Origin of the sequence: Bradyrhizobium barranii subsp. barranii (genome assembly GCF_017565645.3) — a bacterium.
Classification (GTDB): domain Bacteria; phylum Pseudomonadota; class Alphaproteobacteria; order Rhizobiales; family Xanthobacteraceae; genus Bradyrhizobium; species Bradyrhizobium barranii.
The window spans coordinates 32,367-57,889 of sequence record NZ_CP086139.1 but is presented as its reverse complement, the minus strand read 5'-3'; the positions used below and the strand labels follow the sequence as shown (position 1 = coordinate 57,889).

The 25,523-nt window shown below is 63.5% G+C and carries 25 protein-coding genes and 1 pseudogene; 7 read left to right on the top strand and 19 right to left on the bottom strand.

From position 1 onward, the window contains the following. Window positions 1-6: 6 nt before the first annotated feature. The 13 genes and pseudogenes from J4G43_RS54740 to traI form a co-directional block, all read right to left on the bottom strand. Complete coding sequence (locus J4G43_RS54740; RefSeq protein WP_060913257.1) at window positions 7-675, bottom strand: DUF6088 family protein; 669 nt, start codon at window positions 673-675, stop codon at window positions 7-9. 151 nt (window positions 676-826) lie between these two features. Next, window positions 827-3,844 (bottom strand): DEAD/DEAH box helicase, encoded by a 3,018-nt coding sequence (locus J4G43_RS54735; RefSeq protein WP_060913256.1) that lies wholly within the window; start codon window positions 3,842-3,844, stop codon window positions 827-829. A 228-nt stretch (window positions 3,845-4,072) separates the two neighbouring features. Beyond that, window positions 4,073-4,483, bottom strand: coding sequence for a ubiquitination-like system serine protease family protein (locus J4G43_RS54730; protein WP_060913255.1), 411 nt, complete (start codon window positions 4,481-4,483; stop codon window positions 4,073-4,075). Window positions 4,484-4,488: 5 nt separating this feature from the next. Then, window positions 4,489-5,673, bottom strand: coding sequence for a ThiF family adenylyltransferase (locus J4G43_RS54725; protein WP_208089687.1), 1,185 nt, complete (start codon window positions 5,671-5,673; stop codon window positions 4,489-4,491). Further along, window positions 5,633-6,085, bottom strand: coding sequence for a multiubiquitin domain-containing protein (locus J4G43_RS54720; protein ID WP_060913253.1), 453 nt, complete (start codon window positions 6,083-6,085; stop codon window positions 5,633-5,635). The genes J4G43_RS54725 and J4G43_RS54720 overlap by 41 nt, the downstream gene beginning before the upstream one ends. Window positions 6,086-6,519: 434 nt before the next feature. Then, on the bottom strand, window positions 6,520-7,782 hold the full coding sequence (trbL, locus tag J4G43_RS54715) for a P-type conjugative transfer protein TrbL (protein WP_208089686.1): 1,263 nt from the start codon (window positions 7,780-7,782) through the stop codon (window positions 6,520-6,522). A gap of 16 nt (window positions 7,783-7,798) precedes the next feature. Continuing rightward, on the bottom strand, window positions 7,799-7,984 hold the full coding sequence (locus J4G43_RS54710; protein ID WP_208089667.1) for a DUF2749 domain-containing protein: 186 nt from the start codon (window positions 7,982-7,984) through the stop codon (window positions 7,799-7,801). Beyond that, the gene (gene trbJ / locus J4G43_RS54705) at window positions 7,981-8,778 is read right to left on the bottom strand and encodes a P-type conjugative transfer protein TrbJ (RefSeq protein WP_028152995.1); all 798 of its coding nucleotides are present in this window, start codon (window positions 8,776-8,778) and stop codon (window positions 7,981-7,983) included. Before trbJ ends, J4G43_RS54710 begins: the two co-directional genes overlap by 4 nt. After that, entirely contained in the window at window positions 8,750-11,203 is a 2,454-nt protein-coding gene (locus J4G43_RS54700; RefSeq protein WP_208089668.1) for a conjugal transfer protein TrbE, read from the bottom strand. The genes trbJ and J4G43_RS54700 overlap by 29 nt, the downstream gene beginning before the upstream one ends. A 9-nt stretch (window positions 11,204-11,212) precedes the next feature. Further along, a complete protein-coding gene (locus tag J4G43_RS54695; protein ID WP_028152997.1) occupies window positions 11,213-11,512 on the bottom strand; it encodes a conjugal transfer protein TrbD in 300 nt (99 codons plus the stop codon). Then, the gene (locus J4G43_RS54690; RefSeq protein WP_028152998.1) at window positions 11,505-11,885 is read right to left on the bottom strand and encodes a TrbC/VirB2 family protein; all 381 of its coding nucleotides are present in this window, start codon (window positions 11,883-11,885) and stop codon (window positions 11,505-11,507) included. Before J4G43_RS54690 ends, J4G43_RS54695 begins: the two co-directional genes overlap by 8 nt. Continuing rightward, window positions 11,875-12,847: pseudogene (gene trbB, locus J4G43_RS54685) on the bottom strand (P-type conjugative transfer ATPase TrbB). The gene J4G43_RS54690 and the pseudogene trbB overlap by 11 nt, the downstream one beginning before the upstream one ends. A gap of 5 nt (window positions 12,848-12,852) precedes the next feature. Next, window positions 12,853-13,479, bottom strand: coding sequence for an acyl-homoserine-lactone synthase (gene traI, locus J4G43_RS54680; protein ID WP_208089669.1), 627 nt, complete (start codon window positions 13,477-13,479; stop codon window positions 12,853-12,855). Between the two features lie 412 nt (window positions 13,480-13,891). Between traI and repA the strand changes: the two genes are divergently transcribed. The 3 genes from repA (at window position 13,892) to repC (ending at window position 17,660) form a co-directional block, all read left to right on the top strand. Further along, window positions 13,892-15,079 carry a plasmid partitioning protein RepA gene (gene repA / locus J4G43_RS54675; RefSeq protein ID WP_035679254.1) on the top strand — a complete coding sequence of 396 codons (1,188 nt, stop codon included), beginning with the start codon at window positions 13,892-13,894 and terminating at the stop codon, window positions 15,077-15,079. 72 nt (window positions 15,080-15,151) lie between these two features. Further along, a complete protein-coding gene (gene repB / locus J4G43_RS54670) occupies window positions 15,152-16,171 on the top strand; it encodes a plasmid partitioning protein RepB (protein WP_208089685.1) in 1,020 nt (339 codons plus the stop codon). Window positions 16,172-16,340: 169 nt separating this feature from the next. Further along, window positions 16,341-17,660 (top strand): plasmid replication protein RepC, encoded by a 1,320-nt coding sequence (repC, locus tag J4G43_RS54665; protein ID WP_038381010.1) that lies wholly within the window; start codon window positions 16,341-16,343, stop codon window positions 17,658-17,660. 209 nt (window positions 17,661-17,869) lie between these two features. Here the strand turns inward: repC and J4G43_RS54660 are convergent, their stop codons facing one another. The 5 genes from J4G43_RS54660 to J4G43_RS54640 all read right to left on the bottom strand — a co-directional run bounded on the left by J4G43_RS54660 (window position 17,870) and on the right by J4G43_RS54640 (window position 20,455). After that, on the bottom strand, window positions 17,870-18,292 hold the full coding sequence (locus J4G43_RS54660) for a type II toxin-antitoxin system VapC family toxin (protein ID WP_035679271.1): 423 nt from the start codon (window positions 18,290-18,292) through the stop codon (window positions 17,870-17,872). Continuing rightward, on the bottom strand, window positions 18,292-18,558 hold the full coding sequence (locus J4G43_RS54655) for a type II toxin-antitoxin system VapB family antitoxin (RefSeq protein ID WP_035679268.1): 267 nt from the start codon (window positions 18,556-18,558) through the stop codon (window positions 18,292-18,294). Before J4G43_RS54655 ends, J4G43_RS54660 begins: the two co-directional genes overlap by 1 nt. 141 nt (window positions 18,559-18,699) lie before the next feature. Next, window positions 18,700-19,797 (bottom strand): tyrosine-type recombinase/integrase, encoded by a 1,098-nt coding sequence (locus tag J4G43_RS54650; RefSeq protein WP_208089684.1) that lies wholly within the window; start codon window positions 19,795-19,797, stop codon window positions 18,700-18,702. Further along, window positions 19,794-20,201 (bottom strand): type II toxin-antitoxin system VapC family toxin, encoded by a 408-nt coding sequence (locus tag J4G43_RS54645; RefSeq protein ID WP_208089683.1) that lies wholly within the window; start codon window positions 20,199-20,201, stop codon window positions 19,794-19,796. Before J4G43_RS54645 ends, J4G43_RS54650 begins: the two co-directional genes overlap by 4 nt. Beyond that, the gene (locus tag J4G43_RS54640; RefSeq protein ID WP_208089682.1) at window positions 20,201-20,455 is read right to left on the bottom strand and encodes a type II toxin-antitoxin system Phd/YefM family antitoxin; all 255 of its coding nucleotides are present in this window, start codon (window positions 20,453-20,455) and stop codon (window positions 20,201-20,203) included. The genes J4G43_RS54645 and J4G43_RS54640 overlap by 1 nt, the downstream gene beginning before the upstream one ends. Before the next feature lie 329 nt (window positions 20,456-20,784). Between J4G43_RS54640 and J4G43_RS54635 the strand changes: the two genes are divergently transcribed. The 4 genes from J4G43_RS54635 to tnpB all read left to right on the top strand — a co-directional run bounded on the left by J4G43_RS54635 (window position 20,785) and on the right by tnpB (window position 23,290). After that, window positions 20,785-21,705 (top strand): DUF1403 family protein, encoded by a 921-nt coding sequence (locus J4G43_RS54635; RefSeq protein WP_225006054.1) that lies wholly within the window; start codon window positions 20,785-20,787, stop codon window positions 21,703-21,705. A 17-nt stretch (window positions 21,706-21,722) separates the two neighbouring features. Further along, window positions 21,723-22,409 (top strand): SMC-Scp complex subunit ScpB, encoded by a 687-nt coding sequence (scpB, locus tag J4G43_RS54630; protein WP_038946061.1) that lies wholly within the window; start codon window positions 21,723-21,725, stop codon window positions 22,407-22,409. Between the two features lie 177 nt (window positions 22,410-22,586). Then, the gene (locus J4G43_RS54625) at window positions 22,587-22,985 is read left to right on the top strand and encodes a transposase (protein WP_026192391.1); all 399 of its coding nucleotides are present in this window, start codon (window positions 22,587-22,589) and stop codon (window positions 22,983-22,985) included. Further along, complete coding sequence (tnpB, locus tag J4G43_RS54620) at window positions 22,982-23,290, top strand: IS66 family insertion sequence element accessory protein TnpB (protein WP_060907863.1); 309 nt, start codon at window positions 22,982-22,984, stop codon at window positions 23,288-23,290. The genes J4G43_RS54625 and tnpB overlap by 4 nt, the downstream gene beginning before the upstream one ends. Here tnpB and J4G43_RS54615 read toward each other — a convergent pair. Continuing rightward, entirely contained in the window at window positions 23,278-25,365 is a 2,088-nt protein-coding gene (locus J4G43_RS54615) for a recombinase family protein (RefSeq protein WP_049810452.1), read from the bottom strand. The two genes, tnpB and J4G43_RS54615, sit on opposite strands and share 13 nt — an antisense overlap. Between the last annotated feature and the right edge of the window lie 158 nt (window positions 25,366-25,523).

Below are 25,523 nucleotides of genomic sequence, written 5' to 3'. Positions count from 1 at the left end.
CGCCTCTCACGGAGTGCGAGCCAGCGGTGGCGGAGCCGGTGGCGTCGCGTCGTTCAGGATATCCTTCACCAGCGGAATGAGCCAGTCCGGCAGATCGCCCAAGTGGTCCTGCAGGTCCTTGCGCATGCGCTGTCCGTCATCGCCGTCGTTCAGGATAGCCTTGAGGCGTTTCGCGATCTTGTCGTGGTCCGAGGGTAGAACATCGCGCAGCCAGATCAGAGCCTGTACCAATTGAGCCGCCGGGCGGTCCGCCCATACAAGCCGGCTGGCCGCGACCTTCTTGAAGTCGATGACCATCTTGTCGAGATGTATCGGTTTCACGCGCGCGTCGGTCCACACTACCACCTTGGCCGGCACGGCGTTGGTGAAGCCCAGGTTGTTGGCGGCGGTGATGCCGTCGACCAACACCTTGGCGCCGTCCCGTCGCGCGACCGCCTGAATCACCGACCTGTAGTCGGGCGGGGAAATCTTCTTCGTGAGCTGGTTGGTGCGCGGAAGGTCGTAGAGACCCTGGTCGACGCGTCGGATCCGGTTGTCGCTCCTGAGGCGATGGAGCGCGACATCTACGGCCGACCGGGAGCCGGTATCGGCGAAGTCGCGTGCGGTCCATACCTTGCTCGGCTGGGCATCGTGGCTCATCCGATTATAGATCTGGGCTACTGTACTGCTGGCCATGTCGCGGTCCTCATGTAAGGAATATGTATCAAATTTCTTACAGGGGTCAATCTGCGTAAGAAATATGCTTCATATTTCTTACACATGCGGTGCTAAGGTAGGGTTCGGGTTCCAAAAAGCGCCCGCCGCGTTCCGCATCGTGCCCCGACGATCAGGCCGACGCCCCGTCTTTCTCGATCACGCCGATCGCCTCTGCGGCCGCATCCCCGACGCAGCGTATCAACGTCTCGGCGCCGAGAGACAGGACCGCATCGACCGACCGCGCGCCCGTCGCCGCCAGCGCGAGGTACTGGCCGCGCGACAGGGCCACTGGCAGTCTCATCAGTCCAAGCGCGTCCGTCGGGAGACCAAACTCGAGACGCCGCAGCAGCCCGTCGAGCGCGAGCAGAAAGTCGGGATGCGAAGGGAAAAGGGCAGACAGAATCTGGTGGGCCGATCGAAGATGGAAGCGGGCACCGTCCGTTATGCGGGCGATGTCGCCGTAGCTGACGGCGCCTTGGAACGGGGTCGTCGTGTAGCGCCGCTCGATCTCGTCGACGGGGACGCCTTCGATCCAGTCGTACAGGATGACGGCACGCTTGCACCTCGCCAGGAATTCGAACTCGCCATCGCAATAGCGCTGCAGGAAGTGCGCCATGTCGGCCCCGAAGCGCTGTCCGACCTGGCTGGCGCGGATGCCCTCGGCGCGCCCGCGTTTCATCACGGGCGTGTAGATCGCGTCCATCTCGGCAAGCACCTGGACGATCCCGAGCACCCTGACCGGGTCCGTGCGCGCGATGTCCAACTGACGCATCAACTCGATCAGGCGCAGGCTGGACTCGAAGGCGAGCGAGGAGGATCCGCAGGCGCGACCGAGCAGCGTCAGACGGATCAGGTCGCCGTCGCGCTCGGCAAGGCCGGCCTGCAGCAATCGGTCGACGAGCGATGCGACGTCGCTCTCGACCTGCCGGATCCAGTGCGGATTCGCCAGAGATGCGGAGTAGCCGCCGAACGTATTGGTGAGCAGTCCAGGGATTTCTTCGGCGCGCACGCCGCGGACCTGGCTGAGCAGCCGGAGGATCCAGGTCGGAAGGTCGCGCTGCTGGAACGAAGAAGTGACGTCTTCCGGCCTGCCGAGCACGTATTTCTGGAATAGCTGCGCCCGCTCGACCGGCGTATCCGCGAGGATGATCGCCTTGCCGATCTCGTTGTAGCCGAGCCGTCCCGCGCGGCCGGCCATGTTCTTGTACTCGGCGATCGTGAAGGGGCGGCCGTCCTCGCCGACGAACTCGTTCTCCGCGAGAATGACCGTCGAGGCCGGGCTGTTGATGCCGGCGGCGAGCGTGGTGGTGGCGGCGAGCACGTGGATCTGCCCGTTCAAGGCGCGGTATCCACGCTCCACGGCTTCGCGTTCGGCCCGTAGCAGATTCGTGTTGTGGAAGGCGGTGCCTCCTGCGAGGCAGTTGCGCAAATCCTGCGACGCGGCCGTCAGATCCTGCGTCGGCAACGCGGAGAGGACGTCGGTCGCGGGCCGGAGACCAAGCTCCTTCGACAGATAGCGCGCGCACCCCTGTGCCGGACCACGCGTGTTGCGGAAGACGATGATCTTCTCGCCCTTGGCGACCAACTGCTTGGCGAGAGGCACGATCACGTCCTGCGAACTCGGCTTGTCGCGGCGTTGGACGATGTGCCCGGGCGGGATCAAGGTCTCCGTCTTCGTGGTGCCGTCGACATCGACGAACTGGAAAGTGCCGCGCCGATCCAGTACGCCCTCGATCAGCGGAACGGGACGGTTGCGCGAGGTCAGCAATGGTAGATCGAGCCAGCGGTCGAAACTGTTGAGGTTGCCGATGACCGCGGACAGGACCACCAATTGGGGATCGACGCCTCGTTGCCGCGCGCGGAGCAGCAGTGCGAAGATCAGTTCGACGGTGATGCCGCGCGTGGGATCCGTGATGAACTGCCCTTCGTCCAGCACGACCAGACCGAGCTGGTTGAGCAGGCGCGGCGAGGAAAGCGCAAGGTTCAGGAACATCTCATAGGTGAAGAAGCCGAGGTCGTACCGACCGCTCAGTACCGGTGCGACGCCGTCGGAGGCGTCGCCGCTGCAGCGGACGACCCGAAGGCCGGCCGGCGCGAAGCGTGCGCTGAAGTCCTCGAACTTTTCGTTCACCAGCGCGCGGTACGGCAGCAGAAAGACGGCCTTCTTGCCGCCGGCGACCGCGCGGATGGCGGCAAGTTCGCCGACGAGGGTCTTGCCGCTGCTGGTCGGAGCGACGACGAGCAGCGATTTGCCGTCCAGCACGCCGAATTCGTTCACCGCCTTGATCTGCAGCGCGTTCAAGCCGGCCGGGAACGTCGCGGTCCACTGGTCGACGATCTCCTGCGGCAGACCGGCGCCGGCGAGCTCCGCGAACGAGCCCGTGATCCGGTGCACCGGTACGGCCGGAAACGCCGCAGCGTAGTTCGCTCCGCGCACCAGCGCCGGGAAGGCAAGTCCCCCTTGGACGGTACCCAGAAACGCCGGCGTTTGCGTCACGCCGATCCGCGTCGCCTCGACGCGTGCGAGGCGTATGATTTCGTCGGCCACCGCGGGAAAGCTCACGGGCGCGCCGGCGCTTCCGGTCATCGCTTGGATGGTGGCGTAGGTGAGAAGTCCGTGGCCGGTGCCCGGCTGCTCCCATGCGGCCTCGGTCGGCGCGCAGGCTGCGAGCAGTATCCGGCCCTCGCCGAAGATGCCGGTCAGGGCGAAGGCGCTGCGTGGCCTGGCCGCGGTCTCGAGCACGCGGGCCGGAGCGTGGCCGCTGAAGCAGCAATCCAGAATGCAGAGGACGACTTTGGCTTTCGTCGTCCGGAACGCCTCGGCCAGCATGGTCATCGACAGCGCGGTGCCGGCGAGATCGGAAGGTTCGGTGTCATACAGGACCAGACTGCCGTCCGGAGAACCGTGTCCGGCGAAGCTCACGATCACGATGTCGTCGACGTCAGCGGCATTCAGGGTGCCGACGATCGCATCCCGCACATCTGGGAGCGTGGCCTGTTCGTCGAGCAGGAGGCGGGAAGCGAGCCCCGGCACTGAATCCGTGAACAGCGCCCACAGCGCGGTGGCGTCGCGCTTCGCGCCGCCGAGCTCCGGTACTTCCAGACTGCGATGTCGATCAATGCCGACAAAGACCGCCTTTACCGACATACAACTCCTCCTCGGCCCTGCAGCGAGTTCTCTCGCTGAAAATCGAATTGGTCGTGACCCAATATAGGAGCGACCAGAGAATTCGACGACTCGCCAAGGTGCCTGTCGCCAATCGGTCGGCAAGCATCAACCGGGGCACAAAGCCGTGCAGGTGTCGGCGGGCGCCGCCGACCAAGGGCGCCTCGGTCGAGCCTAGGCGTGATGTGAGATCGCGGCTGCGCCCCGATCTCACAGACCCAGCGTCTCTCTGACCTTCGCGAACATCCTCGCAATGGCCATACAGATCCAACTCGTCCAAGTCTGCAGCCTGGCTTCGCGGTCGACATGGCGGGCGATCTGCCTGCGCATTGTCGTGGAGGCCATCGCGTCCGAGAACGCAGCGAGCCACTGCACTTGGCCGGACGATATGATGTAATGGGACTTGCAGGGCGCGTCACAGACCGAGATCGACGGCCGCACGGTCGCGAAACCGTTCTGCTGCGACACCTGGTGACTGTCGGGCACCAGGAGCATGACGCGATGCCCGCAGCCGCAGGCGCAGGAAAGCGCCGCGACCTCGAATTCGGGAGAGTGATAGAGGACGCCCTGTTCGAGTTGCTTGGGCAGGCGCTCGACGGCCCGGTATGAGAAGCTGACCATACGTTCTATTCCATCTCCATCGTCGCAGTATCGAAGATGTACGACGTCGCCTCGTCGAGACGATCGAGCAGCTTGAAATGCTGCTTGAACCTGATCACGGCCATGACGGCGTTCATCGCGTTCAACTCCGTGATCTGCGCCTGCTTGCGATACTCGTTCTCCTTGGCGTTCTCGATGGGCAGCCGCGCGCTTCCGACGTTGCCGTCGTAGGCATTGCGATCGGTGCCGGTGATGCGAACGAACCCGCTCAGACCCACCAGAGACCGGTCCAGCCCCATGCCGCAGTCGACGTAGGGAATTCCCCGCGCGCTCAGCCAATCGACGATCAGCTTGCGCGCCGGACCGTCGTCGACCGACACGAACACGAAATCGAACCCGGCCAGGCAGTCGATGTTCGCCGAGGTGATGCGCTCGGGCACTGGCTCGATGCCCGAATGCCAGTTGCCGTACTGGCGCGCCAGCGCGTCCACCTTGAAGCTGCCAATCGCATCAAGAATGAATCCTGGAATCCGGAAGATCGTGTGCACGTGCACCTTGTCGTCGTCGAAAAGCGAGATGCGATCGAGATGCGTCCGTGCGACGAAATCGAGGATGTAAGAGCCGGTACCGCCCAGGCCGATGACGGCGACGCGCTTGCCGCGGAGCAGCGAGGAGACGTCGTTCATGTGATACCTCGAGGACATCATGTCGGGAAAGCGCAACGGACTGCCCTGGGCCGCGGCCTTCACCGCGATCCCGCCTAGCGGCGTCGCCTCCGGATACGCCGCCATCGCCGGCGCCGTGATCGCGTCGAGATAGGTCTGAACCTTCTCCTCGAACGAGCGGTAGTCTCGGTTCGTGCCGTTCTCCTGCAGCTTGAATGAGAACGACTGATCGGTGATCAGATCCGGGGCGACCGTTACTTGATGGACGCCGCCGCCGAGCCTGATCTGCCGCTTCTGCTGGTCGAATGGCCGGGTGCCCCGCCACCAAACCTGGTGGTTGTTGGTCGGCGGATCGATCACCGCTCCATTGAGATCGAGGGTGCTGGCCAAGTCGCCGTACTTCAGTCTGCCCTCCTCGTCGAGGTAGGGCAGGCGGTAGATGACGAAGTAGCCGCCGACGAAGTCGAGGTGGTAACCGAGCTCCTCGAGGTCCCTGACGAAGGGGTTACGACTCGCCAGTTCCGGCAACCCTAAAGCGCATGCCATCTTTCACCGCCACCTTTTGTCCAGGAGCCAAAGTGCCGCTCGGGTTTTCCGCCGGGCCGTGGGAATACTTCACCAGGTATTCGTTCGACGGACTGCCGCCGCTGCCGAGATAGAGCTCGACGACCTGCGCGTAGGTGATGTGCTTCTTCTCGACCTGGTGCTCGTCCGTGTTGACGAAGATGTCGAACACCTTCTGACTGTAGAAATGCTCGTCTTCCTTCAAGTGGATGGGCTCGCCGTCGCGCGGCACCAGCTTGTCCTCCTTGTCGCCGTCGACCTCGCGGTAGAGACGTTGATGCGCCGGGATTTCCGCCAAGGCATAGAGCGCCTCGCCGGTGGTCGGGTCCGGCGATTCGAAGGCCTCCCGGTTGATGTGGATGCGCACAAGGTGTGCGGCGACTTCGACAGACATATCCAGTACCTTTCCGCCTTTCGGCGCTTGCGTTTTTTTCGAGTCGATGTAAACCGGTGTCTAGCCAGACAACAGTTCGGCCTCGAAAAGCGACGTGGGACAGGTCGACTATTGCGCCGCCAACGCCTTCCTCGACGCCTACGCTCAGTTCAGCGAAGCCCGCTACGCGCCTCGATCCTACCCGACCGGGGGGCGGGCGACCGCCTCCGGTGACCCGGTGCTGGTGGCGAAATCCCACCGGCCTACTCACCCGTTCCGCGCCCGCCGGTCGAAGAACCGTTGGGGAAAGCACTTCGTCAACTTCAGCCCCGGTGTCAGCAATGCCGCGACGAAGGCAATCCGACAGGAAATCCGTGCCTGGCAACTACGCTGCCGCGTGGACAAGAGGATCGACGACCTGGCGAGGAGCGGAGAGAGTGTCAGTCAGCCCCCGTTTAAGAATCAAGCATCTTCTCGAGAACGAGTTCGTCGGCGAGGACGGCCGCCCCTTCACGATCGCCGAGTACAAGAACATGGCCGGCCGCGCGGGACGGCTCGGCTACAACGAGATCGGCAAGGCGATGCTGGGCGACCCGCTGATCGAGCTTGGCGTTGGCGAGGCCAAGCGTTGAGGTGCCGAAGGAGCCCGGCGCGCCGATCGCCTGGTCGCGTGTGGCGGAGGCGAGCGCGCCGCCCGCCGTGCCGATGCCTTGCGTCATCGCCTTGAGGGCGGCCGCGCCAAACGAGGCGCCGTCAGCACGCGCGGAACTGAAGCCGGCCGCCCCGGCCCGCGCGCCTCCCATGACGAGGGCGGCGCTGCCGGCCGCGAAGCTCGCCGCCTGTCCCCCATGCTTCACCACTTCCATGCCGCTACCGACGGAGACGCCCTGCACGACGCCTTGGACGATGCTCGGCACGTACATCGAGATAATGAAGACGACGACGGAGATGCCTCCGATCGCCAATGTCCCGACGAACGCGTCGTTGCTGGTGCCGGTCTGGTTGGCGAGGTTTAGCAAGGCGTCGGAGCCGATCTTGGCGATCATCACCAGCGCCATGAGCTTCATGCCGACCGAGAAAGCATAGACTAGGTAGCGAATGGCAAAATCCTTGGTGAAGGAGGAGCCGCCGAGGCCGAGCATGATCATGCCGGCGAGCAGGCCAACATACATCTCGACCATGACAGCCACGAAGATCGCCGCGACCAGCGAGAAGGCGATCACCACGATCACCATGGCGAACACCGAGGCGATCGCCAGTGCATTGTCGTGGAATAGGCCGAACTGTGCGTTCTGCGACATCGCGGAGGCGACCTTGAGACCCGCGTTGAACACATCCGCCGGCGAAGCCGAGCCGCCGCCAGCACCGATCTGATAGAGGCTGTCGACGACCGCTTTCGCGAAACTCGGTCCCTGGTCGAGCACGAAGGCGAAGAAGCCGATGAACATGATCCGCCGCACCATCTCGGCGAACCAAGCGTCAAGCGTTGCGGTCTGAATGGCGAGCCAGACCGCGGCAAGCCCGACCTCGATGCCAGCGAGGATCCAAAACAACGACTTGGCCGCCTGCATGACGGTCTGCCAGCCCTTGGCGGCCGTCGTCACCGAATTTTCCAGCGTCGTGAGAACGCTGCCGTCCTGCTGCGCCAAGGCAGGATGCGCAGCAACGACAATGCCGAACACAATGATCAGAACGAGCCCCGGTTTAATCCCACGCACCCCCTGCTCCCTTTCTCTACCAACGCGGTTTCATCTGCTGGCCGCCGGACGTCTTGTAGTCCTGCGGGGGGTTAAAGACGTCACCGGCAGCCGACGCAGTCCCTTGTCCCGGCCTTGGCGTGTGCGGCGCGAGGAACAGCCAAGCTCCTGCAGCGCAGGCGCCAATGGCGATGACGACGATGATGATGGTAGACGGTCTCACCAGCGCGGCTCCATGGTCTGGCCGCCGGAGGTCGCGGGCGAGGTCGCGTTGAAGAACTGCTCCCGGCGCGCCTGCGACAGGTCCTTGCTCGCCTGCGAGGACTGAAACCAGGTCGCCATCATCGTCGTCTGCTGCGCGATCAGACCGCGCAGCTTCTGCATCTGGGCGACTTCCTGCGCGGCGATCTCATGGCCGACCTGCAGAGCTTTCATCTGGCCGTCGGCGCTCTCCGAAGCGGTCTTGAGTTGCGTCATCGTCGAGTTCTCGGTCGCGAACTGCTGCGAGGTGAGACCCGCCGCCTGCAGCGTGCCCGAGATCGTGTCGCGGTTGGTCGCCGACCAGGTCTGATAGGTCGAGGCGAAGCTCGCGGCGTTCGGCAGATTGGTCTTGAACTGCGCGTAGCTCTGGAAGCGCTGCATGAGCACGTCATCGATGTTTCCCATCGAGAACGCCATGCCCTGGCCTTGGTTGACGATGTTCTGCAGCTGCTTGAGGTCGTTCTCGGCCTGCCCCCAGACATGCGAGGGCAACTGCGCGGTGTTCTGCAGCATGTTCTCGTAGATCCTCAGCTGGTTCTGGATCTGCTGGGCGAGCTGGGAGATTTGTTGAATCTGGTTGTTGATCTGCGTCGTCGATTGACCGACGAGGCTGACCAGTTCGCCGTTATTGAGAATTTGCGTGAACTCGGTCGCGCCGCCGGCCGCGGCTCCGGCGAAGGCTGGACCGGCCGCCGGCGATCCGATGATCGTGGCGATGATGAGCGTCCTACAAATCGGCGAGAAGCGTCTCGGCATGGCCGATCCCCCTTTCCTTGAGCCAGTGAACGGGCCAATTGGCCTCGGCCGCCTTCAGCGCCAGGATGCGCTTCAGGTCCTCCTTGCCGGACGCACCGACGAAGGAGAGCGCGACGGGTCCGAGCGCCATGTTGAAGAGACGGCGACCCTCGGGCGAGGCGACGTAGTATTCGCGCTTGGGGCTAGCTGCCGCGACGATCTCGATCTGCCGTTCGTTGAAGCCGATACGCTCGTAGAACTCGCGCGTACCGGGCTCCCGCGCGGCACCATTCGGCAGACAGATCTTGGTCGGGCAGCTCTCTTTCAGCACGTCGATGATGCCGGAGCGCTCAGCATCAGAGATCGACTGCGTGGCGAGCAGCACTGCGCAATTGGCCTTGCGCAGCACCTTCAGCCATTCGCGAATCTTGTCGCGGAAGACGGGATGGCCGAGCATCAGCCAGGCCTCGTCGAGAATGATCAGGCTGGGGCTGCCGGTCAGCCTTTTCTCGATTCGTCGAAACAGATAGGTCAGGACCGGGACAAGGTTGCGCTCGCCCATATTCATCAGCTGCTCGATTTCGAAGGTCTGGAACGACCCGAGTTGCAAGCCGTCCCTCTCGGCATCGAGCAGTTGGCCCATCGGACCGTCGACCGTGTAGTGGTGCAGCGCGTCCTTGATCTCGCGCATCTGCACACCCGACACGAAGTCCGACAGCGATCGTCCGCGGGCCTCGGCCATCAGGCCGATCTGCCGCGAGATGGCGTTGCGATGATCGGGCGTGATCAAGACGCCTTGCACGGCGACGAGCGTCTCCACCCATTCCGCCGCCCAGGCGCGATCGTTGTCCGTCGATAAATCCGATAACGGACAAAACGCGAGCGCTGCCGCACCGTCGGCGTCATCGCCGCCGATCTCGTAATGATCGCCGCCGGCGGCCAGCGTCAGCGGTAGCATCGAGCGGCCCTTGTCGAAGGCGAAGATCTGCGCACCGGCATAACGGCGAAACTGCGCTGCGATCAGCGCGAGCAGCGTCGACTTGCCGGAGCCCGTCGGCCCGAACACCAAGGTATGACCGACGTCGTCGACATGCAGGTTCAGCCGGAAGGGTGTTGAACCGGATGCGACCTGCATCAATGGCGGGGAGCTAGGCGGATAGAACGGGCATGGCGCGGTCGGATTGCCCGACCACACCGAATTGAGCGGGATCAGGTCGGCGAGGTTACGCGTGTTAATGAGCGGCTCGCGGATGTTGGCGTACCAATTGCCCGGCAGACTGCCGAGGAAGGCTTCCGTCGCGTTCAGCGTTTCGATGCGCGCGCCAAAACCCTCGGCCTGGATCAGGCGACGGACCGCCTCGGCCTTCTCCTGCAGGCGCGCGCTGCTCTCGTCGAACAGCACGATGACCGGCGTGTAATAGCCATAGGCGACGAGTTGCGAAGAGGCTTGTGCGATCGCATCCTCGGTCTCGGCCACCATGGCGGCCGCATCCTGATCGATCGAGCGGCTTTGCGTCTGGAAGAGCTGGTCGATGAAGGGGCGGACCTTCTGCTGCCATTTCTTGCGGGTGCGCTCGAGCTTCTGCCGCGCGTCCTGGTCGTCGAGGAACATGAAACGCGAGGACCAGCGATAGGTCAGCGGCATCAGATCGAGGGAGTTGAGGATTCCCGGCCAGCTCTCGGCCGGGAAACCGTCGATCGCCACGACGCCGAGAAAGCGGTTCTCGACCATCGGCGACAGGCCATGCTGGAGCTCGGCCGTCGCCAGCCAGTCGAGATACATCGGGATATCCGGCAAGCGGATCGGATGATTCTCGCCGGTGATGCAGAAGCGGATGAACTGGAACAGTTCATCGTAACGCGCCATGCGCGTGCCGTCGCGCTCCTCAACCTCGCGCGTTTCTATGCGCCGGATGGACAGGACGCTGGCGAGGTACTGCTCGACCTCGCGGACCGAGGTGCGGAAGCTCTCGATCGCCGTGTCGGCATAGGAGGCCGATCGGCTCTCGGCATCGGAATAGATGTAGCGCGCGAGACCCGCGCGCCGCCGCTCGGGCGGCCGCCAGGACAGGATGATCGCGTGGCGGCTCTCGAAGTGTCCCCTCTCCTGCTCGAAGCGGCTGCGACGTTCGTCGTCGATCGCCCGCGTCACCGGATCGGGAAAGTAGCAATCCTGCCGCACCGGATAATCCGTGGTCGGCACCCGCACCGCCTCGACCTGGATCATCCAGCCGGAGCCGAGGCGCGCCAGAATCGTGTTGATCTGGCGCGAGACCCCGTTGCGCTCGGCGTCGGTCGAGCTCTCGGAGTCCGGCCCAGCAAAATACCAGCCCGCCATCAGCGAGCCGTCCTTCAGCAGCACGATTCCGTTCGCAACGAGCCCGGCATAGGGCACGAGATCGGCGAAGGACGGGCCAGAATGACGGAATGTACGCAGCGCGACCATGAGCGGACCTCAGTAACGACGCCAGGGCGTCGAGGTCGCCCGGTAGTGAGGCCGATAGGAGATGTGACGGGCATAGACCCGCCGCATCATCGGGTCGGCCTTCGCCATTATCCGCAGCGCCGCGACGACAACGATCCAGATAGCTGCGCCGAGGATCGCCGCATACCAGGTGAGCACGACGAAGATCAGGATGACGGCGGCAAGGCCTGTCAATAGCACAAGCTCGCGATCGGCGCCGAATAGCAGGTTCGGCCGCGACAGCGCGCGGTGAATGCGATTGCGTCGCAGATTGGCCCCGACCTCAGCCATGACCGGGCTCCCCTGCCCCATCGGCGCTGGCCGCTGCACGCGTGACATCACCGATCGACGCGCCGCTTGCACCGAATAGAGCCACGATCTGTGTGGCGCCGAGCAGAATGCCGGCGACAAGCACGACATACATGAGGCGTCGCGCGAAATCGTTGAGCTCGCCACCGAAGATCAGCATGCCGCCTGCAACGGCCACAGCTGCAAGCGCGATGAAGCCAGCCACCGGACCCGTGATCGATTGCTGGATCTGCTGAAGCGGGCTCTCCCAAGGCAGATTGCCGCCGCCGCTGGTCGACGCAAAGGCGGGGTCGAGTATCAGGAGCGCGAGCAATGCGGCGCTCGTGCCGACAATCATCATGCGGTTATGCGACATGGCGTTCCTCCTTCGGGGCATAGGACTGGGTTCGGTATTGGCCCGCTGAGAAGCTCTCGACATGGAGCACGTCGCGGACCTGGCGGCCGCGATCCGTTCGTTCGTTCGATCGAGACGATCAGATTGACCGCCTCGCCGATGACCTCGCGCATGGGCTGTTGACTGGCTTCGGCTGTGAGCTGCTCGAGACGGCGCAGCGCCGAAACGGCGCTATTGGCGTGGATGGTGGTGATGCCGCCGGGATGGCCGGTATTCCAAGCCTTGAGCAGCGTGAGCGCCGCGCCGTCGCGTACTTCTCCGACGATGATGCGATCGGGCCGTAGCCGCATCGTGCTCTTGAGCAGGCGCGCCATGTCGACCGTGTCGCTGGTGTGAAGCGAGACGGTGTTGTCGGCCGCGCACTGGATCTCGGCCGTATCTTCGAGAATGACCAGGCGGTGTTCAGGCGCGTGCGCCACGATCGCCGCGATCACGGCATTGGCGAGTGTTGTCTTGCCCGAGCCCGTGCCGCCCGACACCACGATGTTCAGGCGCGAAGCGATGGCGTTGCGGATGACCGCAAGATGGTCGGTCGTCATCACGCCCTGCGTCACGTAGTCCTCGAGATTGAAGAGACGCGAAGCCCGCTTTCGGATTGTGAACGCGGGGGCGCCGACGACGGGCGGCAGCAAGCCTTCGAAGCGATGACCGCCGATCGGCAGCTCCCCCGAAATGATCGGACGCTCGTCGTCGGCCTCCGATTGCAGCGCATGGGCGACACTGCCGATAATGATCTCGGCGGTCGCCTCCAGCATGGTCCCGGCAGCGGTCATCCCTTGGCCTAGTCGTTCAATGAACAACCGGCCATCCGGATTGAGCATCACTTCGACGACCGCCGGATCATTGAGCGCGGCGCATATCTGGTCGCCAAGCGCATCCTGGAGTTTGCGGACGAGCCGCGGATGAGAACGAAGTTCGGCCATATCGCTCACGCAGCGACGCGCTGAAGGTGCCGCAGGTCGGACCGATAGCCAGGCGGGCAGACCCGATCGAAGCTTGCCTGGCCGGCCGGTAGGATGCCGGCGACGCTCATGGTCTCGCCGATGAGCTTTACGCCGCCAAAGCGCGTCATGGGCCAGCCCGCCCGTTGGAGGATGCGTTCGAAGCGCACGTCCGTTGCCGTGGCGATCTCGCCGAAGCCATTCGACATCGACCACTCGATGATCCCCGCGAACATTGTCAGCGTGGCCTCGTGCAGGAACCGGCCTCCCCTCCTCCCGACGCGCGTGTCGAGGAGGCAAACGCGCGAGCTCTCGATCCTGGTCGATTTGCTTCGTAACCCGCCGCCCGGGAGCAGTTGCGGGCAGGTCCGCGACAGCATGGTCGGGCCCGTGGTCGGAAGCAGACGGGCACAGCCGGCGACGCCGCCGTGGTTCGTCAGGGCCAGGATGTAGGTCGGGTTGAGCGCGTCGTATTCATCGCGCTCGCGGCCGTACTCGATCCTGACCTGGCAACCGAGCCGGTGGGCGAACATCCGGGCGCGCAACTGATGCATCTCATCGACCAGAGACCCCAATCCGCCGTGTTCGTTGGCATCGATCGCAATTGCCCGCATTCGTCGAATCCTCCGTCGCGTTCGCGTGAACGGAGGCAAGTCAGCACGGCGCGGCGGCTCGTACGCTCTGGTGAATTAACGGGGCCCCGGCGAGCTCCGATTCGCGATGAGTCGCGCCTTCGGCGTCGGATTTGGTCGGGTTGCAGCTCTAGTCGAGGCCAAAAGGGTCGCTTTGACTGTAGAATTAACGGGGCAGAAAACGATGCGGCCTCGCTCCACGAGCGCTTTGTAAGCCCTCGATAAGATTAGACGAATCGGAACGAATCACTTGCTCGTTCCGCGCGGCTGAGAATAGCCGTTAAGATGTTGTTAACCTTAAAGGACTTGCCACACGGGCCGAATCTCCCATACTGGCGCCTGACCGGCACGTTTTGCTGTTTGTGGCGCCATTTTCTAGGTAGGGTGGATTAGGATGGGCCTGCTCCCGACATTCGAGTTTGACGAGAAAATCCTCGCACAGGGAGACGAGATCTCAAGGAAGCTCGATCAGCTTCGCCTGGAGAAATTTCCTCCGGACGCGAAGAAGACGCTCCGTCTGTTCCCGATGTCGGAAGTCGCCCACTATCTCGGCGTCAGCCCGAACAACCTCAAAAGACTACATCTCGAAAAGAAAGGTCCGGAGCCCACTATCGCAGGTAGTGGAAGGCGCTTCTATACTGCGGAACAGATGATGGAGCTGCGGCACTATCTCGACAAAAACGGACGGTCAGACGCGAAGAAATACGTCCCCTCCCGCAAGCCCGGGGAGAAGCTCCAGGTTATCGCTGTCGTTAATTTCAAGGGGGGCTCTGGGAAGACCACGACGGCCGCCCATCTGAGCCAGCATCTCGCCCTGACCGGGCATCGTGTGCTCGCAATTGACCTTGATCCGCAGGCCTCGCTCTCGGCGCTTCACGGCTTTCAGCCGGAGCTCGATCGGAATCCGTCGCTGTACGACGCGATCAGGTACGACGAAAAGCGTCGGCCGGTTGCCGACGTCATTCTGCGGACCAATTTCCCTTTGCTTGAGATCATCCCGGCAAACCTCGAGCTTCAGGAATACGAGTACGACACGCCGCTCTCGATGCAGGGCTCGAACGAGGGGAAGCGGTTCTATGAACGCCTCGGCCGCGCGCTTGAGGAAGTAGACGATCGATTCGATGTCGTCGTAGTTGATTGCCCGCCGCAACTGGGCTTCCTGACGCTGACAGCGCTGACCGCTTCCAGCTCTGTTCTGATTACCGTCCATCCGCAGATGCTGGACCTTATGTCCATGAGCCAGTTCCTGCTGATGCTCGGAAACTTCGTTAGGGCAATCCGGGAGAAGGGCGCGCCCGTCAAAATCGACTGGCTTCGATATTTGATCACCCGATTCGAGCCGACGGATATTCCGCAAACCCAAATGCTGGGCTTCATGCAGTCGATGCTCGCTGAGGAGATCCTCAAGAACCCCATGCTGAAGTCGACTGCCATCTCGGACGCAGGGCTGACGAAGCAGACCTTGTATGAGGTCGAACGCGGCAGCTTCAATCGGGACACCTACGATCGTGCCATTGAGGCACTGGACGCGGTGAATTTCGAGATTCAGGCGCTCATCCACCGGGCGTGGGGGCGTCTGTAGTGTTGACCGCAGTCAAAACCGCCGAAAATCTCTGCGACTTCAAGAGCCTAAGGCGAAATGGGAGGTTTGGTCATGGCTCGTAAAAACCCCTTCGCCAACATTCTTGACGATCAGCGGCCCGCGGTTGACGACGTCGCCGCCGATCACAAACGGCCGTCCCGTCCAGTGTCCGACTATGCGGCCAAGGGCGCGTCTCGCTCGCTCCTTAAGTCGCTCGACGAGCTTGCGGCTAGGGCCGACAAGCTCGTAGAGGGGGAAACGGTCGTCGAGCTTGAGCCCGACTTGATCGACGCCTCGTTCGTCCGCGATCGTCGTGCTGACGATGAGGCCGAGTTCAACCAGCTGCTGGAGCGGATCCGCGAGCGCGGCCAGGACTCCCCTATTCTGGTCAGGCCGAATCCGAAGTCGGCCGGCCGGTACATGGTGGTCTTCGGACATCGCCGCTGGAAAGTCGCTCAGGCGCTCGGCCGGAAGGTACGCGCCGTCGTCAAGGACATCGAGGATCGAGAGCATGTGCTTGCGCTCGGTCAGGAGAACGCCGCGCGTGCGGACGTCCCGTTTATCGATCGCGCGCTCTTCGCCGCTGACGTCGTGCGTCTCCGTTACGACGACGACAATGCAATCATTCTGAGCGCGCTCTCGATCGACCGAACGACTCTCTCAAAGATGCTGTCGGTCGCAGGCCTGCCCTCCCCCATCTTGGAGGCCATCGGCCAAGCGAAGAACGTCGGCCGCGATCGCTGGTATGAGTTGAAGCTGCTGCTCGATAGTCCGGCAATCCAGGAGCGCGCGCTCCAGACCATTCGGGACGAGGCCTTCTCCCGGCTGTCGAGCGATGCGCGGTTCGACTTTCTGGTCCGCAAATTGAGGTCGAAGCCGACACGCAAGCAGAACCAGCCGAGCAGGCGAAACTGGACACCCCCGGACAGCGCCCTCTCGGCGGAGATTTCCGCCGAAGGGAAGAAGTTCACACTGGCACTCAAGGCCAAGACGTCTGACGCCCGTGCGTTCGGCGAGTATCTCTCGGAGAACCTCGATCAACTCTATGAGGCGTTCCGCAGAGGATCGATTCCACAGGAGACGGGAGACTAACCCAGCAAAAGAAAAAGGCCCCCGAAACGAGGTTCCGGAAGCCCTTCTCTGTTACGTTTGGCGACTGACAGAATCCCACTTCCGCGAATCGGTGTCAAGCCCAACCGGCCGCAGTCATGCGCTCGTTTTGGAGGGCGGACTTCTTTTGCCTAGCGATAGGTGAAGAACAATGCAGACACCCTTATCAACGACGCCCTTTGGGCGGCGGCCGATGACGCTTGGCATGATTTCAAGCCAGCTGGCCGCAAAGGCAAAACCAGAGACAGCCATTGTTCACAAATGGCACGTTTTTCAGCACATCAAGGAAGTGCGCCAGGTTCTCGGCGCGACCGACCGTGCGCTGACGATCCTGCACGCACTGTTGTCGTTCCATCCCGAGACCGCGCTCGAGGCCGACGGCGAGTTGATCGTCTGGCCTTCCAACGAGCAGTTGATGGCGCGGGCCAACGGGATGCCGCCGACGACGCTGCGCCGGCATCTTTCCGTCCTGGTCGACTGCGGCCTGATCATTCGCAGAGACAGCCCCAACGGCAAACGCTACGCCCGCAAGGGGCAGGGCGGAGAGATCGAGCAGGCTTACGGCTTTGACCTGGCTCCGATCGTGGCCCGCGCCGAGGAGTACAAGACGCTCGCCGGCGCAGTGCAGGCCGAGAAGAAGGCGTTCCGCGTTGCCAAGGAGCGGCTCACCATCCTGCGCCGGGACATCGTCAAGATGATCGAAGCCGGGCTTGACGAGGGCGTCCCGGGAAATTGGAAGCGGTTTCAGCACGCCTACCAGGAGATCGCCGGGCGGATTCCGCGGACTGCCCCACGGCAGCTTTTGGAGAGCCTCGGCGGCGAAATGGAAGAACTCTGGTGTGAGATTCGTGAGCTGTTGGAAACGTTCGCCAAAACACAGAATCTGGACGCCAATGAGTCCCACTCTGGTTGCCACATACAGAATTCAAATCCAGATCTTTCATCTGAATCTGAACGAGGCTTGGCGACCAAACATGAAGCGGGCGGCGACGCCGCGGCTAACCACAACCTGCGGAGCTTGCCGAAGCGTGAGCTCCCCTTGGGGATTGTTCTGGATGCCTGCCCCAACATACGCTGGCTGATCAAAGAGGGCGAAATCCGGCACTGGAAGGATTTGGTGGCTGCGGCGGAGCTTGCCCGGCCGATGCTGGGGATCAGCCCGAGCGCCTGGCGCGAGGCCAGGGAAGTGCTGAGTGACCAACAGGCCGCGATTACGCTGGCCGCGATCTACCAGAAAGCCGACCAGATCAACAGCGCCGGCGGCTATCTGCGAAGCCTGACCGACCGCGCCAAGGCGGGCAAATTCTCCGTTTGGCCGATGATTATGGCCTTGCTGCGCGCCAAGCTGGACGGATCGAAGCCAACCCCGCCGCCCGCGGGTGGTCCCGCCGAGCAGGGCAAACCCACGCAGTCCGGCGGCTACCATGCCAGTGCCGAATTGCGCGCCTCATTGGCCAGGCGGCCGAAATGACCCGAAACGGCGCCAGGAAGGACTCCGTCATCGCAGACGACTCGGCTACCGGCCGCGTCGGACTGGATGACGCCCTGGACGAACTCCGAACGGCGATGGGGAGGTGATGAACAAGGTGCGCGCTTTGCCTGAGTTGGCGCGTCGACCAAGCCTGAATTCGTGAGCGGGGCGGTACGCCAGCCCGCCTCTTTCCGCAAAGAGGCCCGTCGCTATCGGAGATCGGTCTGAGCGAAGTCGTTGCCCTTATAGAGGAGCGGGATGCGGTAAGCCTTGGCGCAGGCATAGGCGAAGCAGTCCCCGAAATTGAGCTGCGCGGGGTGGTCGACTAGGCGGCTGTAGGTCTGCGCCGCTTCGAGGGCCTTGCGACCGATATCCGACGAGACGGAAATTTCCTGGGCGCCGAGCGCGATGACGAATTCCCGCACCGCGGTTTCGGCCTTGGCGAGGAGGGCGGCGTCGCGCGGTAAGCCGGTTTCGCGGGCGAGCTTCGCGGCAAGCGACGCGGCCGACTCGAACAATACGAGGGGTGAAACGAAGAAGCCCGTTTTCGAGCCGTTCAAGCGGCCGGCGAGTTCGGGTCCATCCGGCTCGCCGCCGAGAATCGCGACAATGGCCGAGGCATCGAGGAACATCAGCCGCCCCACATCTCGTCGGTGAAGGCCTTCATGTCGAAATCGTCCGTGCCAGCGAGGCCGCGCTCCGCAGCGTTGGTCCGAATGCCAGCGACGATTGCGAGAGCATTGCCGATTCGTTGGCTCGGGAGCATATTTTCAGTTTGGCGCTTGATCTCGTGCTCGAGCGCGAGACGCACGGCTTCTGTTTTGGTCCGCGAGCCTGTCATGGCCTGGAGCCGGCTGGCGAGGTCGTCGACCTGATCGTCACGAATGAAGAGGGGCATGAGATATCTCCTTGAGGATATCTATCATGGCCATATTGGGATATCCATGGTAATTACCGCACGTCGCCAGTCAGGCCGGTCTATCCGTCTGGAGGAACGCGGACCGTGCGCGGTGATGCGAGCGAGGCCGGTATTCGGCGGTCAAAGGCCCGCCGCCTTGGTGAGATTGACCCGGAAGCGGTCGCGCCGCCGCTGATAGCGGCGGGTCTGCTCGGCGCTGGCGTGGCCGAGCTGTTTCTGCACGTAGCGCTCGTCGACCTCGGCCGAGGAGGCGAGGCCGGCGCGCAGCGAATGTCCGGCGAATTTATCGACCCGTTCGCCTTCGGTCAGGTCGGCGCGCACCCCGGCGGCCAGCGCCGCGCGTTTGACCAGCCGGGCGACCTGTTGATCATTCAGGCGATCCGGTCCGACGTCTTTGCCCTGGCCGGTCACCCGGCGGAAGATCGGTCCATGGCCGATCCGCGCGAGCTTCAGCCAGATCTGCAAGGCAACGAGCGGGCAGGTCGCGTCGGACGAGCCCCGGCCGATCTCGATCTCGCGCCAGCCGGTTTTGCCGCGCAGGGTGACGATCATGCCCTTGTCGAGGATCTCGACCCAGCCTTGGCCGTCTTCGGTGTCGTCGCGATGGAGGTCGAGGCCGACGATCTCGGAGCGCCGCAGGCCACCCGCAAAGCCGAGCAGCAGCATGGCCCGGTCGCGCAAGCCGCGCAGGGTGCCGCGATTAAGCGTCTCGAGCATGGCGATGACATCTTCCGGCAGCACGGCTTCCTTTTGCCGGGGCGGCGCGCCATGGGTGTTGCGGATGCCCGCGAGGACCGTTGCGATATGCCGGTCCGCGCGGTCGAGTGGCGTGCCGCGCTGGGCATAGTTCCAGGTCAGGGCCGAGAGCCGGCGCTCGATCGTCGCGACCGAATTCGCCTGGCGATCGGCCGTCGCGGCGCCGGAGGCGCAGGCAGTGATGTAAAGCCCGACCGTCTGCGGGGAGGGCGGAAGCACCTCGAGACCCTGACGCCGGCACCACCCGGAAAAGTGCTTCCAATCGGAGGCATAGGCCCGGCGCGTGTTGGCCGAGTTCGCCGCGTCGACGTAGTCGCGGGCGCGATCGGCAAGCCGTTCGAGATGCGCCGGCAGGCCGGTTTTGGGTGCCGGAAGAGGGGAGGGGACTGATGCGGCGGCAGGATCTGTGTCGATCTCCGCGGCCGCCAGCGGTTCCGAACCGGTTGCTGGTGGGCTGCTCATGCCGAGTCCTCCCAGGGATTGATTACCGTTGCACCCGTATCCTCGAAATCCCCCACATTGCGGGTGACGAGGATGAGGTCGTGGACGATCGCGGTTGCGGCGATCAGCCCGTCGATATCGCCACACGGCCGGATCGCGGCGATGCGACCCCACTCGACGGAGATCTGGTCGGTCACCGCCAGGATGCGGTTGGCGTGGTCGTGGCGCAACTTGCGCAACCATTCGGCAAGGTGGCCGGCCACCTTCGGGTCCGACTTCTGCTTCAGCGCGATGCCGCGCATGATCTCGCCGAGGGTGAGGGTGCTCAGGTAGACGCTGGCCGGATCCACCGAGCGCAGCCAGCCGGTTGCCTGCGGAGAGCCGCGCCGAGCCTCGGAAACGACGTTGGTATCAATGAGATACATCAGAAGGCCGCGTCGCGGCTGGGGGGCTTGATGCGCCGCATCGCTTCTTCGGCCAGTTCGTCATCCCAGCTTGGCCCGGCCAGCAAGTCGTCGACCAAGGTCGGCCGCCCGGAGCGCAGCGCATCGTAATCGGCGGCCGACAGCACCACCGCGGCGCGCATCCCGCGCAGGGTGACGACCTGCGGGCCTTCCAGGCGGGCCTTCTGCACCACCTTGGAAAACTGGTTCTTGGCGTCCTGCAGCGGCCATTCCATTTTGTGCGTTCCTAGACTAGACAGTCTAGCTATGTTCTAAATGGCGTCCTCGTCGCGGTCAAGGATGGGCCGCCTCGGGTGCCGACGCCTCGACCGGAAAGATTCACGTCGGCCGCCGGCTCTCAGGCGGCGCGGGGGCTTCCGAAGCGCGATTTGCCGGGATCTCGGCGTTGAAAAACGGGCGTGCCCTATATAGTGAAGAAAACGACCGATAATGCAACATTATCATTCGTTGTTATCCCCCGACAGGCGCGGCGGTTTTGCGCAAAATCTGTGGCACAAAGCGCCGTGCGGGATTAGCCTCGGGCATGGCCTCACGCGCGCGACTCATGCCCGAAACCCCGCCGACCTTCCCGCCGTTTCCGGCCTGGGTGCGGCTGGGCACGACGTCCGAGAGCGTTGACGATGCGATGTTTTCCGCCGGTGCGGCGCTCGCCGCGATCCATCCGATCGCGCGCAGCGAGCATCCGCTGGGCGCGTTGTGGCGGCATCGTCTGTCGCTGTCGAACGCCGCGGTACTGGCGCGCCACGGCGGTCGCAGCGAGGACGAGGCGGCGCTGCGTGACGCCTGGTATCTGCGCCGCGAGACCGACGACCCGGGGCCGGGCGGATGCATCCTCAAGGCCTGGCGGTATCTCGGCGAGCAGGCCGCCATGGCGCCGACGGACTGGATGCTTACCTTGTCCTCGCTGTTCGAGCTGCGCTTCAATGAAGCGCTTGAGGACGTCGTCACCGCCGCGGCGAAATTGGCGGCAGGACAGAGAAGCGCCGTCGCGGCCGCTGCCGAGATCGCGGCGATAAGCCTGCGCGTCGTCCCCGACAGCGAACCGCTCGCCTTGTGGCTCGCAGACATTGTGCTCGCCCATCGCTTGAAATGGCCGATGGCGGTGCCGCTGCTCGCCGGCCAGCTGCGCCGCGCCGAGCTGCGCGCGGCCGGCAAGGCCGGCGGCCCCGACGAGACCTGGGCGAGGACTTGCGCGCTGGCCTATGCGCGCGCCGCTGCTGCTGCCGTCGATCTCTACGCCGACCTCGTGCGGCGCGCCCATCGGCTACTTGCCTCCGCGCCGAAGTTGCGGGCCAAGGATGCCGACATGATGGTGGCGATCCTGCTGATGGAGGACGCCCAGGCGGCCGGCGCCGGCAGGACCGCGAGTGACCGCAGCACACGGCGGCTATTCGAGCGGCTGGTCTCGCTCGGCGCGGTGCGCGAGCTGACCGGCCGCCCCACCTTCCGACTGTATGGGCTCTGACATTTTGGGAGGGTGATTTGGGGCGGCGCGCGCGGCCAAAAGAGGATCTCGACATCGAGCTGGCCGAGCTGCCGCCGGAGCTGCGCTGGCGCGAATGGATGGGCCGCGTCGAGGCGGTGATCTTCGCCTCGCCCGAGCCGGTGACGCGCGAGGTGCTGGCGCGCGTCGTCGGCCGCGATTGCAAAATCGATCTCATCATCGACGATATCCGCGACGAACTGCGCGGCCGGCCTTACGAGCTCGTATCCGTCGCTGGCGGCTGGCAGCACCGCACCCGGAAAAACTTCGCCGAAACGATCCGGGCTGCGATCGGCGCTCCCGGCGACGGCAAGGCGTTGTCGCAGACCGAAGCGCTGATCCTCGCCTGTATTGCCTATTACCAGCCCATCAATCGCAGCGAATTGTCATCCTTCTTCGGCAAAGAGGTCAGCCGCGATACCATCGCCCGTCTGCGCGGACTGGAGTTCATCGCTGCCGGGCCGCGTAGCCCCCAGCCCGGTGCGCCCTACACCTATGTGACGACCAAGGCGTTCCTGTCGCACTTCGGCCTTCAGACGCTGCGCGATCTTCCGGACATGGACATGCTCGAGGAGGCTGGCCTGCTCAGCAAGGACAAAATGCTCGCCGGGGAGTTTCCTGTGCTGGCGTCGGACGAGGCCGACCAACTCGAGGCGGACCGAGACGAAGACGATCATGTGACTTGAATCGCTGCCGAGGAGTTTTCGACAATGCACTGACCGACGAGCAGTCGCCTCGTTTTCTGTGATCTCCTTGCGCTTCATGGTAAGCGGAGCTTTTCTCCCATTTGATTGACTGGTTTCGCTTCGGCTTTCGCTCTGCGATCCTTGGCTTGTCAGAGAGCCGAGAGGAGACTGAAGGCGATGGAACAATCGGGGGAGGAAGCCGAAGCTGATGGCTTTGTGGGGAAGCTTACGCGCCGGACGCGTTCTGGAGGCCGGTTATGGTCTGCGGAGATCAAGGGGCGCGCTGTTTTCGAGAGCATGAAGCCCGACGCCCGGGTATGTGATGTCGCACGGCGTTATGGTGTGAAGGCCCAGCAGTTGACGACGTGGCGCAGATTGGCGCGTGCTGGCCGGCTCGCATTGGTCACGGACGACGCGGCGGATTTCGTGTCGATCGAGCTGAGCGATCCAGTGGCGTCAGGCAAGAGCGAGGGGCCCGTCGAGATTACGATTGGCAAGGTTTCGGTCCGCCTGGATGCGGACGTGTCGGCGGTGCGGATCGCGGAGATCGTGACTGCGATCGAGCGCGGCGCATGATCATTCCGGCGCAGGGACTGCGGATTGTGCTTGCTGTGCGTCCTGTTGACTTCCGGTGCGGGCACGACGCGCTGGCCGGTCTTGTGCAAAACACGCTTGGGCTCGATCCGCATTCGGGCCTGATCGTGGTTTTTCGTTCGAAGCGCGCCGACCGGCTGAAGATTTTGCTATGGGACGGCACGGGCCTCGTTTTGGTCTACAAGCGCCTTGGCCGCGATGGTCGTTTCGAGTGGCCGCAGATCAGCGACGGCGTCATGCATCTGACGCGCGTGCAGTTCGAAGCGCTGTTCGATCACCCATGTTGATGCCCCTCCTTGTTAGGCTGACAGATTCTTAGATCAAGTTGCGCGATGACGTGGTTTCGAAGGTCTCCGATGGCGTGAAGAACGGATGGTGTATTCGGGAAGAGATAGGCGCCGCTGGGCTGGCGATCAATTAGCAAACGCTTGGTTCGGATCTGAACATAGAGCCAGTTTACTGGAATCTCGAGCCTTCGGGCCAGTTCGGGCGGGCTGAGGTATGAGTCGTCATGCTCCCATCGGCTGCGCTGGGCAGTTACCTTGATGGCGGCGGCACGACGGAGCCGCCCAACGGTGATAGGCAGCACCTTATCGGCGCAACGGGGAGAGCGGTGACCTTCCCGAGTAAGGATTGTGGCGATCTTGTCGTCTGGGACGCCGTCGCGAGCGAGCGTCAGAAGGCGTTCCCGCATCTCTGTGCCTCGCGTCAATCTGGTGACGGAGTTGACGCTCATCTTCACTTCGAGCTCCGTCACGGCGCCTCCCCGCCAGACGATCCTAGCCAGGGCCAAGTCGCGCTCACCGCGGTCGAGAACGACCTTTTCGATGAGACATCGCAACAACGCCTTGCGATGCGCATCCGAGATAGTCTCGTCACCCCATATCTGCGGGAGGCGGCCGGTGAGGCTGATGACCTTGTCGTTGAGCTCCTTGCTTATGGCCACTTGTGTGATGGCTTTGGGCGGCGTCTGTCGGGCAAGCGCCTCTTCGGCGGCGCGCACGTCGTTTAGCGCCGCTTCCCATCGACGCTCGAGTTCCGAGGCGACCAACCGATTATCTGGATCAGCTCGGTTGAACTGCCGTTCGGCGAGCGCCGCCGTGTATCGCTTGCGCTCGAGCTCTCGTTCTGCACTGGAGCGTAGCGCATTGTTCGTCTGCTGCTGCACCCGGCGGGAGCGCGACAAGGCATCGAGTTCGGCCGGCGCTAGTGCGGTTAGGAATGCGTCGCCAACGGCTGCATCGATATGGGCGGCGCGGATGTGTTGGCAGGTTGGCTGACCTTCCTGGGTACGCAGGTGATTGCATACATATTCGCCGCCGCCCTTGTAGCGGACGTACATCTTATGGCCACATCGTGCGCACCAGGCAATGCCGTGGAGCAGGAGCTCGCCATTGCGAGGCGCGCCGCGGGTTTTGATGCGCATGTATTCGGCTCGGTTATCTCTGATGACGGATCGGATTTTTTCATAAATTGGCCAGTCGATATAGGCTGGATATCGATCTTTAACGACGATCCGCCACTCCTCCATCGGCCGCGGAGCCTTTTGTGGCAGGGCCCCCTCCCGCTTCGGCGGCCGGAAGCGGGTTCGTCCATAGACAAAGGCGCCCGCGTATGCGGGGTTCTTCAAGATCGCCGCGACGGCAGCCAGCGTCGCGCGCGTCCAGCACAAATCGCCATATCGATCACGACGCGGCAGTTCCAGGTCACGCTCGTTCAACGCTCGCATGACCTTGGCAACGCTGCGCAGCTGCAGGAATAACTGGAAGACGAGACCGAGCCGCCCTTGCACGGCCATGTCGGGATCCTTAACGACCACACCGCTCGGGTCCCGCATCAGCCCGATTGGCAGCATAACCGCAAGTTCGCCGCGTTCGGCTTTGGCCAGCAGGCCGGCGGTCAGCCGGCTGCGGATCGTATGTAGCTCAAGCTCGGAGATCGAACCCTTCAGCCCGAGAAGCAACCGTCCGTTGGGAGTGCCCGGATCATAGACACCATCGCGGTCGGCGATCAGGCAGCCACGTAGACCACAGATATCCAGGAGCGGATACCAGTCGGTACAATTACGCGCCAAGCGGGTCACGTCGATCGACAGGATGAGTCCCACTTCACTCAGGCCAACACGGCCAACGAGTTCCTTGAAGCCGTTACGCTGTGCTATAGACGCGCCGCTCAACCCGAGATCGGCATCAATCACGTCGATGGCCGCCTCACGCCATCCGAGTTCGCGGGCGCGCTGGCGAAGCGCGTATTGAAGGCGCAGGCTCTCCTGATTGCTTACGACCTGATGGGGCGTCGACTGCCGGATGTAGACTACGGCTTTGCGCGCCAAGTGGCTTGGTGTGACCAGCTCGGACTTCATGAGGGATCTCCGCCAAAATTGCGGCGACGTCTTCGACGATCTGGCGTCGGAGCGCGGGCGTCAGCGTCGACCAAAGATCGGCTGGATCCATGCTCATGTGCGTCGGGACAATCCGCTGTCGATAAAAGCTCGAGTAGAGCCTCCATACTCAGCTTAAT

What these genes read in the sequence shown, in the direction of transcription:
- J4G43_RS54740 (WP_060913257.1), bottom strand. Translation starts at nt 675, where the DNA reads ATGGCCAGCAGTACAGTAGCCCAGATCTATAATCGGATGAGCCACGAT.
- J4G43_RS54735 (WP_060913256.1), bottom strand. Translation starts at nt 3,844, where the DNA reads ATGTCGGTAAAGGCGGTCTTTGTCGGCATTGATCGACATCGCAGTCTG.
- J4G43_RS54730 (WP_060913255.1), bottom strand. Translation starts at nt 4,483, where the DNA reads ATGGTCAGCTTCTCATACCGGGCCGTCGAGCGCCTGCCCAAGCAACTC.
- J4G43_RS54725 (WP_208089687.1), bottom strand. Translation starts at nt 5,673, where the DNA reads ATGGCATGCGCTTTAGGGTTGCCGGAACTGGCGAGTCGTAACCCCTTC.
- J4G43_RS54720 (WP_060913253.1), bottom strand. Translation starts at nt 6,085, where the DNA reads ATGTCTGTCGAAGTCGCCGCACACCTTGTGCGCATCCACATCAACCGG.
- trbJ (WP_028152995.1), bottom strand. Translation starts at nt 8,778, where the DNA reads ATGCCGAGACGCTTCTCGCCGATTTGTAGGACGCTCATCATCGCCACG.
- J4G43_RS54700 (WP_208089668.1), bottom strand. Translation starts at nt 11,203, where the DNA reads ATGGTCGCGCTGCGTACATTCCGTCATTCTGGCCCGTCCTTCGCCGAT.
- J4G43_RS54695 (WP_028152997.1), bottom strand. Translation starts at nt 11,512, where the DNA reads ATGGCTGAGGTCGGGGCCAATCTGCGACGCAATCGCATTCACCGCGCG.
- J4G43_RS54690 (WP_028152998.1), bottom strand. Translation starts at nt 11,885, where the DNA reads ATGTCGCATAACCGCATGATGATTGTCGGCACGAGCGCCGCATTGCTC.
- traI (WP_208089669.1), bottom strand. Translation starts at nt 13,479, where the DNA reads ATGCGGGCAATTGCGATCGATGCCAACGAACACGGCGGATTGGGGTCT.
- repA (WP_035679254.1), top strand. Translation starts at nt 13,892, where the DNA reads ATGGGCCTGCTCCCGACATTCGAGTTTGACGAGAAAATCCTCGCACAG.
- repB (WP_208089685.1), top strand. Translation starts at nt 15,152, where the DNA reads ATGGCTCGTAAAAACCCCTTCGCCAACATTCTTGACGATCAGCGGCCC.
- repC (WP_038381010.1), top strand. Translation starts at nt 16,341, where the DNA reads ATGCAGACACCCTTATCAACGACGCCCTTTGGGCGGCGGCCGATGACG.
- J4G43_RS54660 (WP_035679271.1), bottom strand. Translation starts at nt 18,292, where the DNA reads ATGTTCCTCGATGCCTCGGCCATTGTCGCGATTCTCGGCGGCGAGCCG.
- J4G43_RS54655 (WP_035679268.1), bottom strand. Translation starts at nt 18,558, where the DNA reads ATGCCCCTCTTCATTCGTGACGATCAGGTCGACGACCTCGCCAGCCGG.
- J4G43_RS54650 (WP_208089684.1), bottom strand. Translation starts at nt 19,797, where the DNA reads ATGAGCAGCCCACCAGCAACCGGTTCGGAACCGCTGGCGGCCGCGGAG.
- J4G43_RS54645 (WP_208089683.1), bottom strand. Translation starts at nt 20,201, where the DNA reads ATGTATCTCATTGATACCAACGTCGTTTCCGAGGCTCGGCGCGGCTCT.
- J4G43_RS54640 (WP_208089682.1), bottom strand. Translation starts at nt 20,455, where the DNA reads ATGGAATGGCCGCTGCAGGACGCCAAGAACCAGTTTTCCAAGGTGGTG.
- J4G43_RS54635 (WP_225006054.1), top strand. Translation starts at nt 20,785, where the DNA reads ATGCCCGAAACCCCGCCGACCTTCCCGCCGTTTCCGGCCTGGGTGCGG.
- J4G43_RS54625 (WP_026192391.1), top strand. Translation starts at nt 22,587, where the DNA reads ATGGAACAATCGGGGGAGGAAGCCGAAGCTGATGGCTTTGTGGGGAAG.
- tnpB (WP_060907863.1), top strand. Translation starts at nt 22,982, where the DNA reads ATGATCATTCCGGCGCAGGGACTGCGGATTGTGCTTGCTGTGCGTCCT.
- J4G43_RS54615 (WP_049810452.1), bottom strand. Translation starts at nt 25,365, where the DNA reads ATGAAGTCCGAGCTGGTCACACCAAGCCACTTGGCGCGCAAAGCCGTA.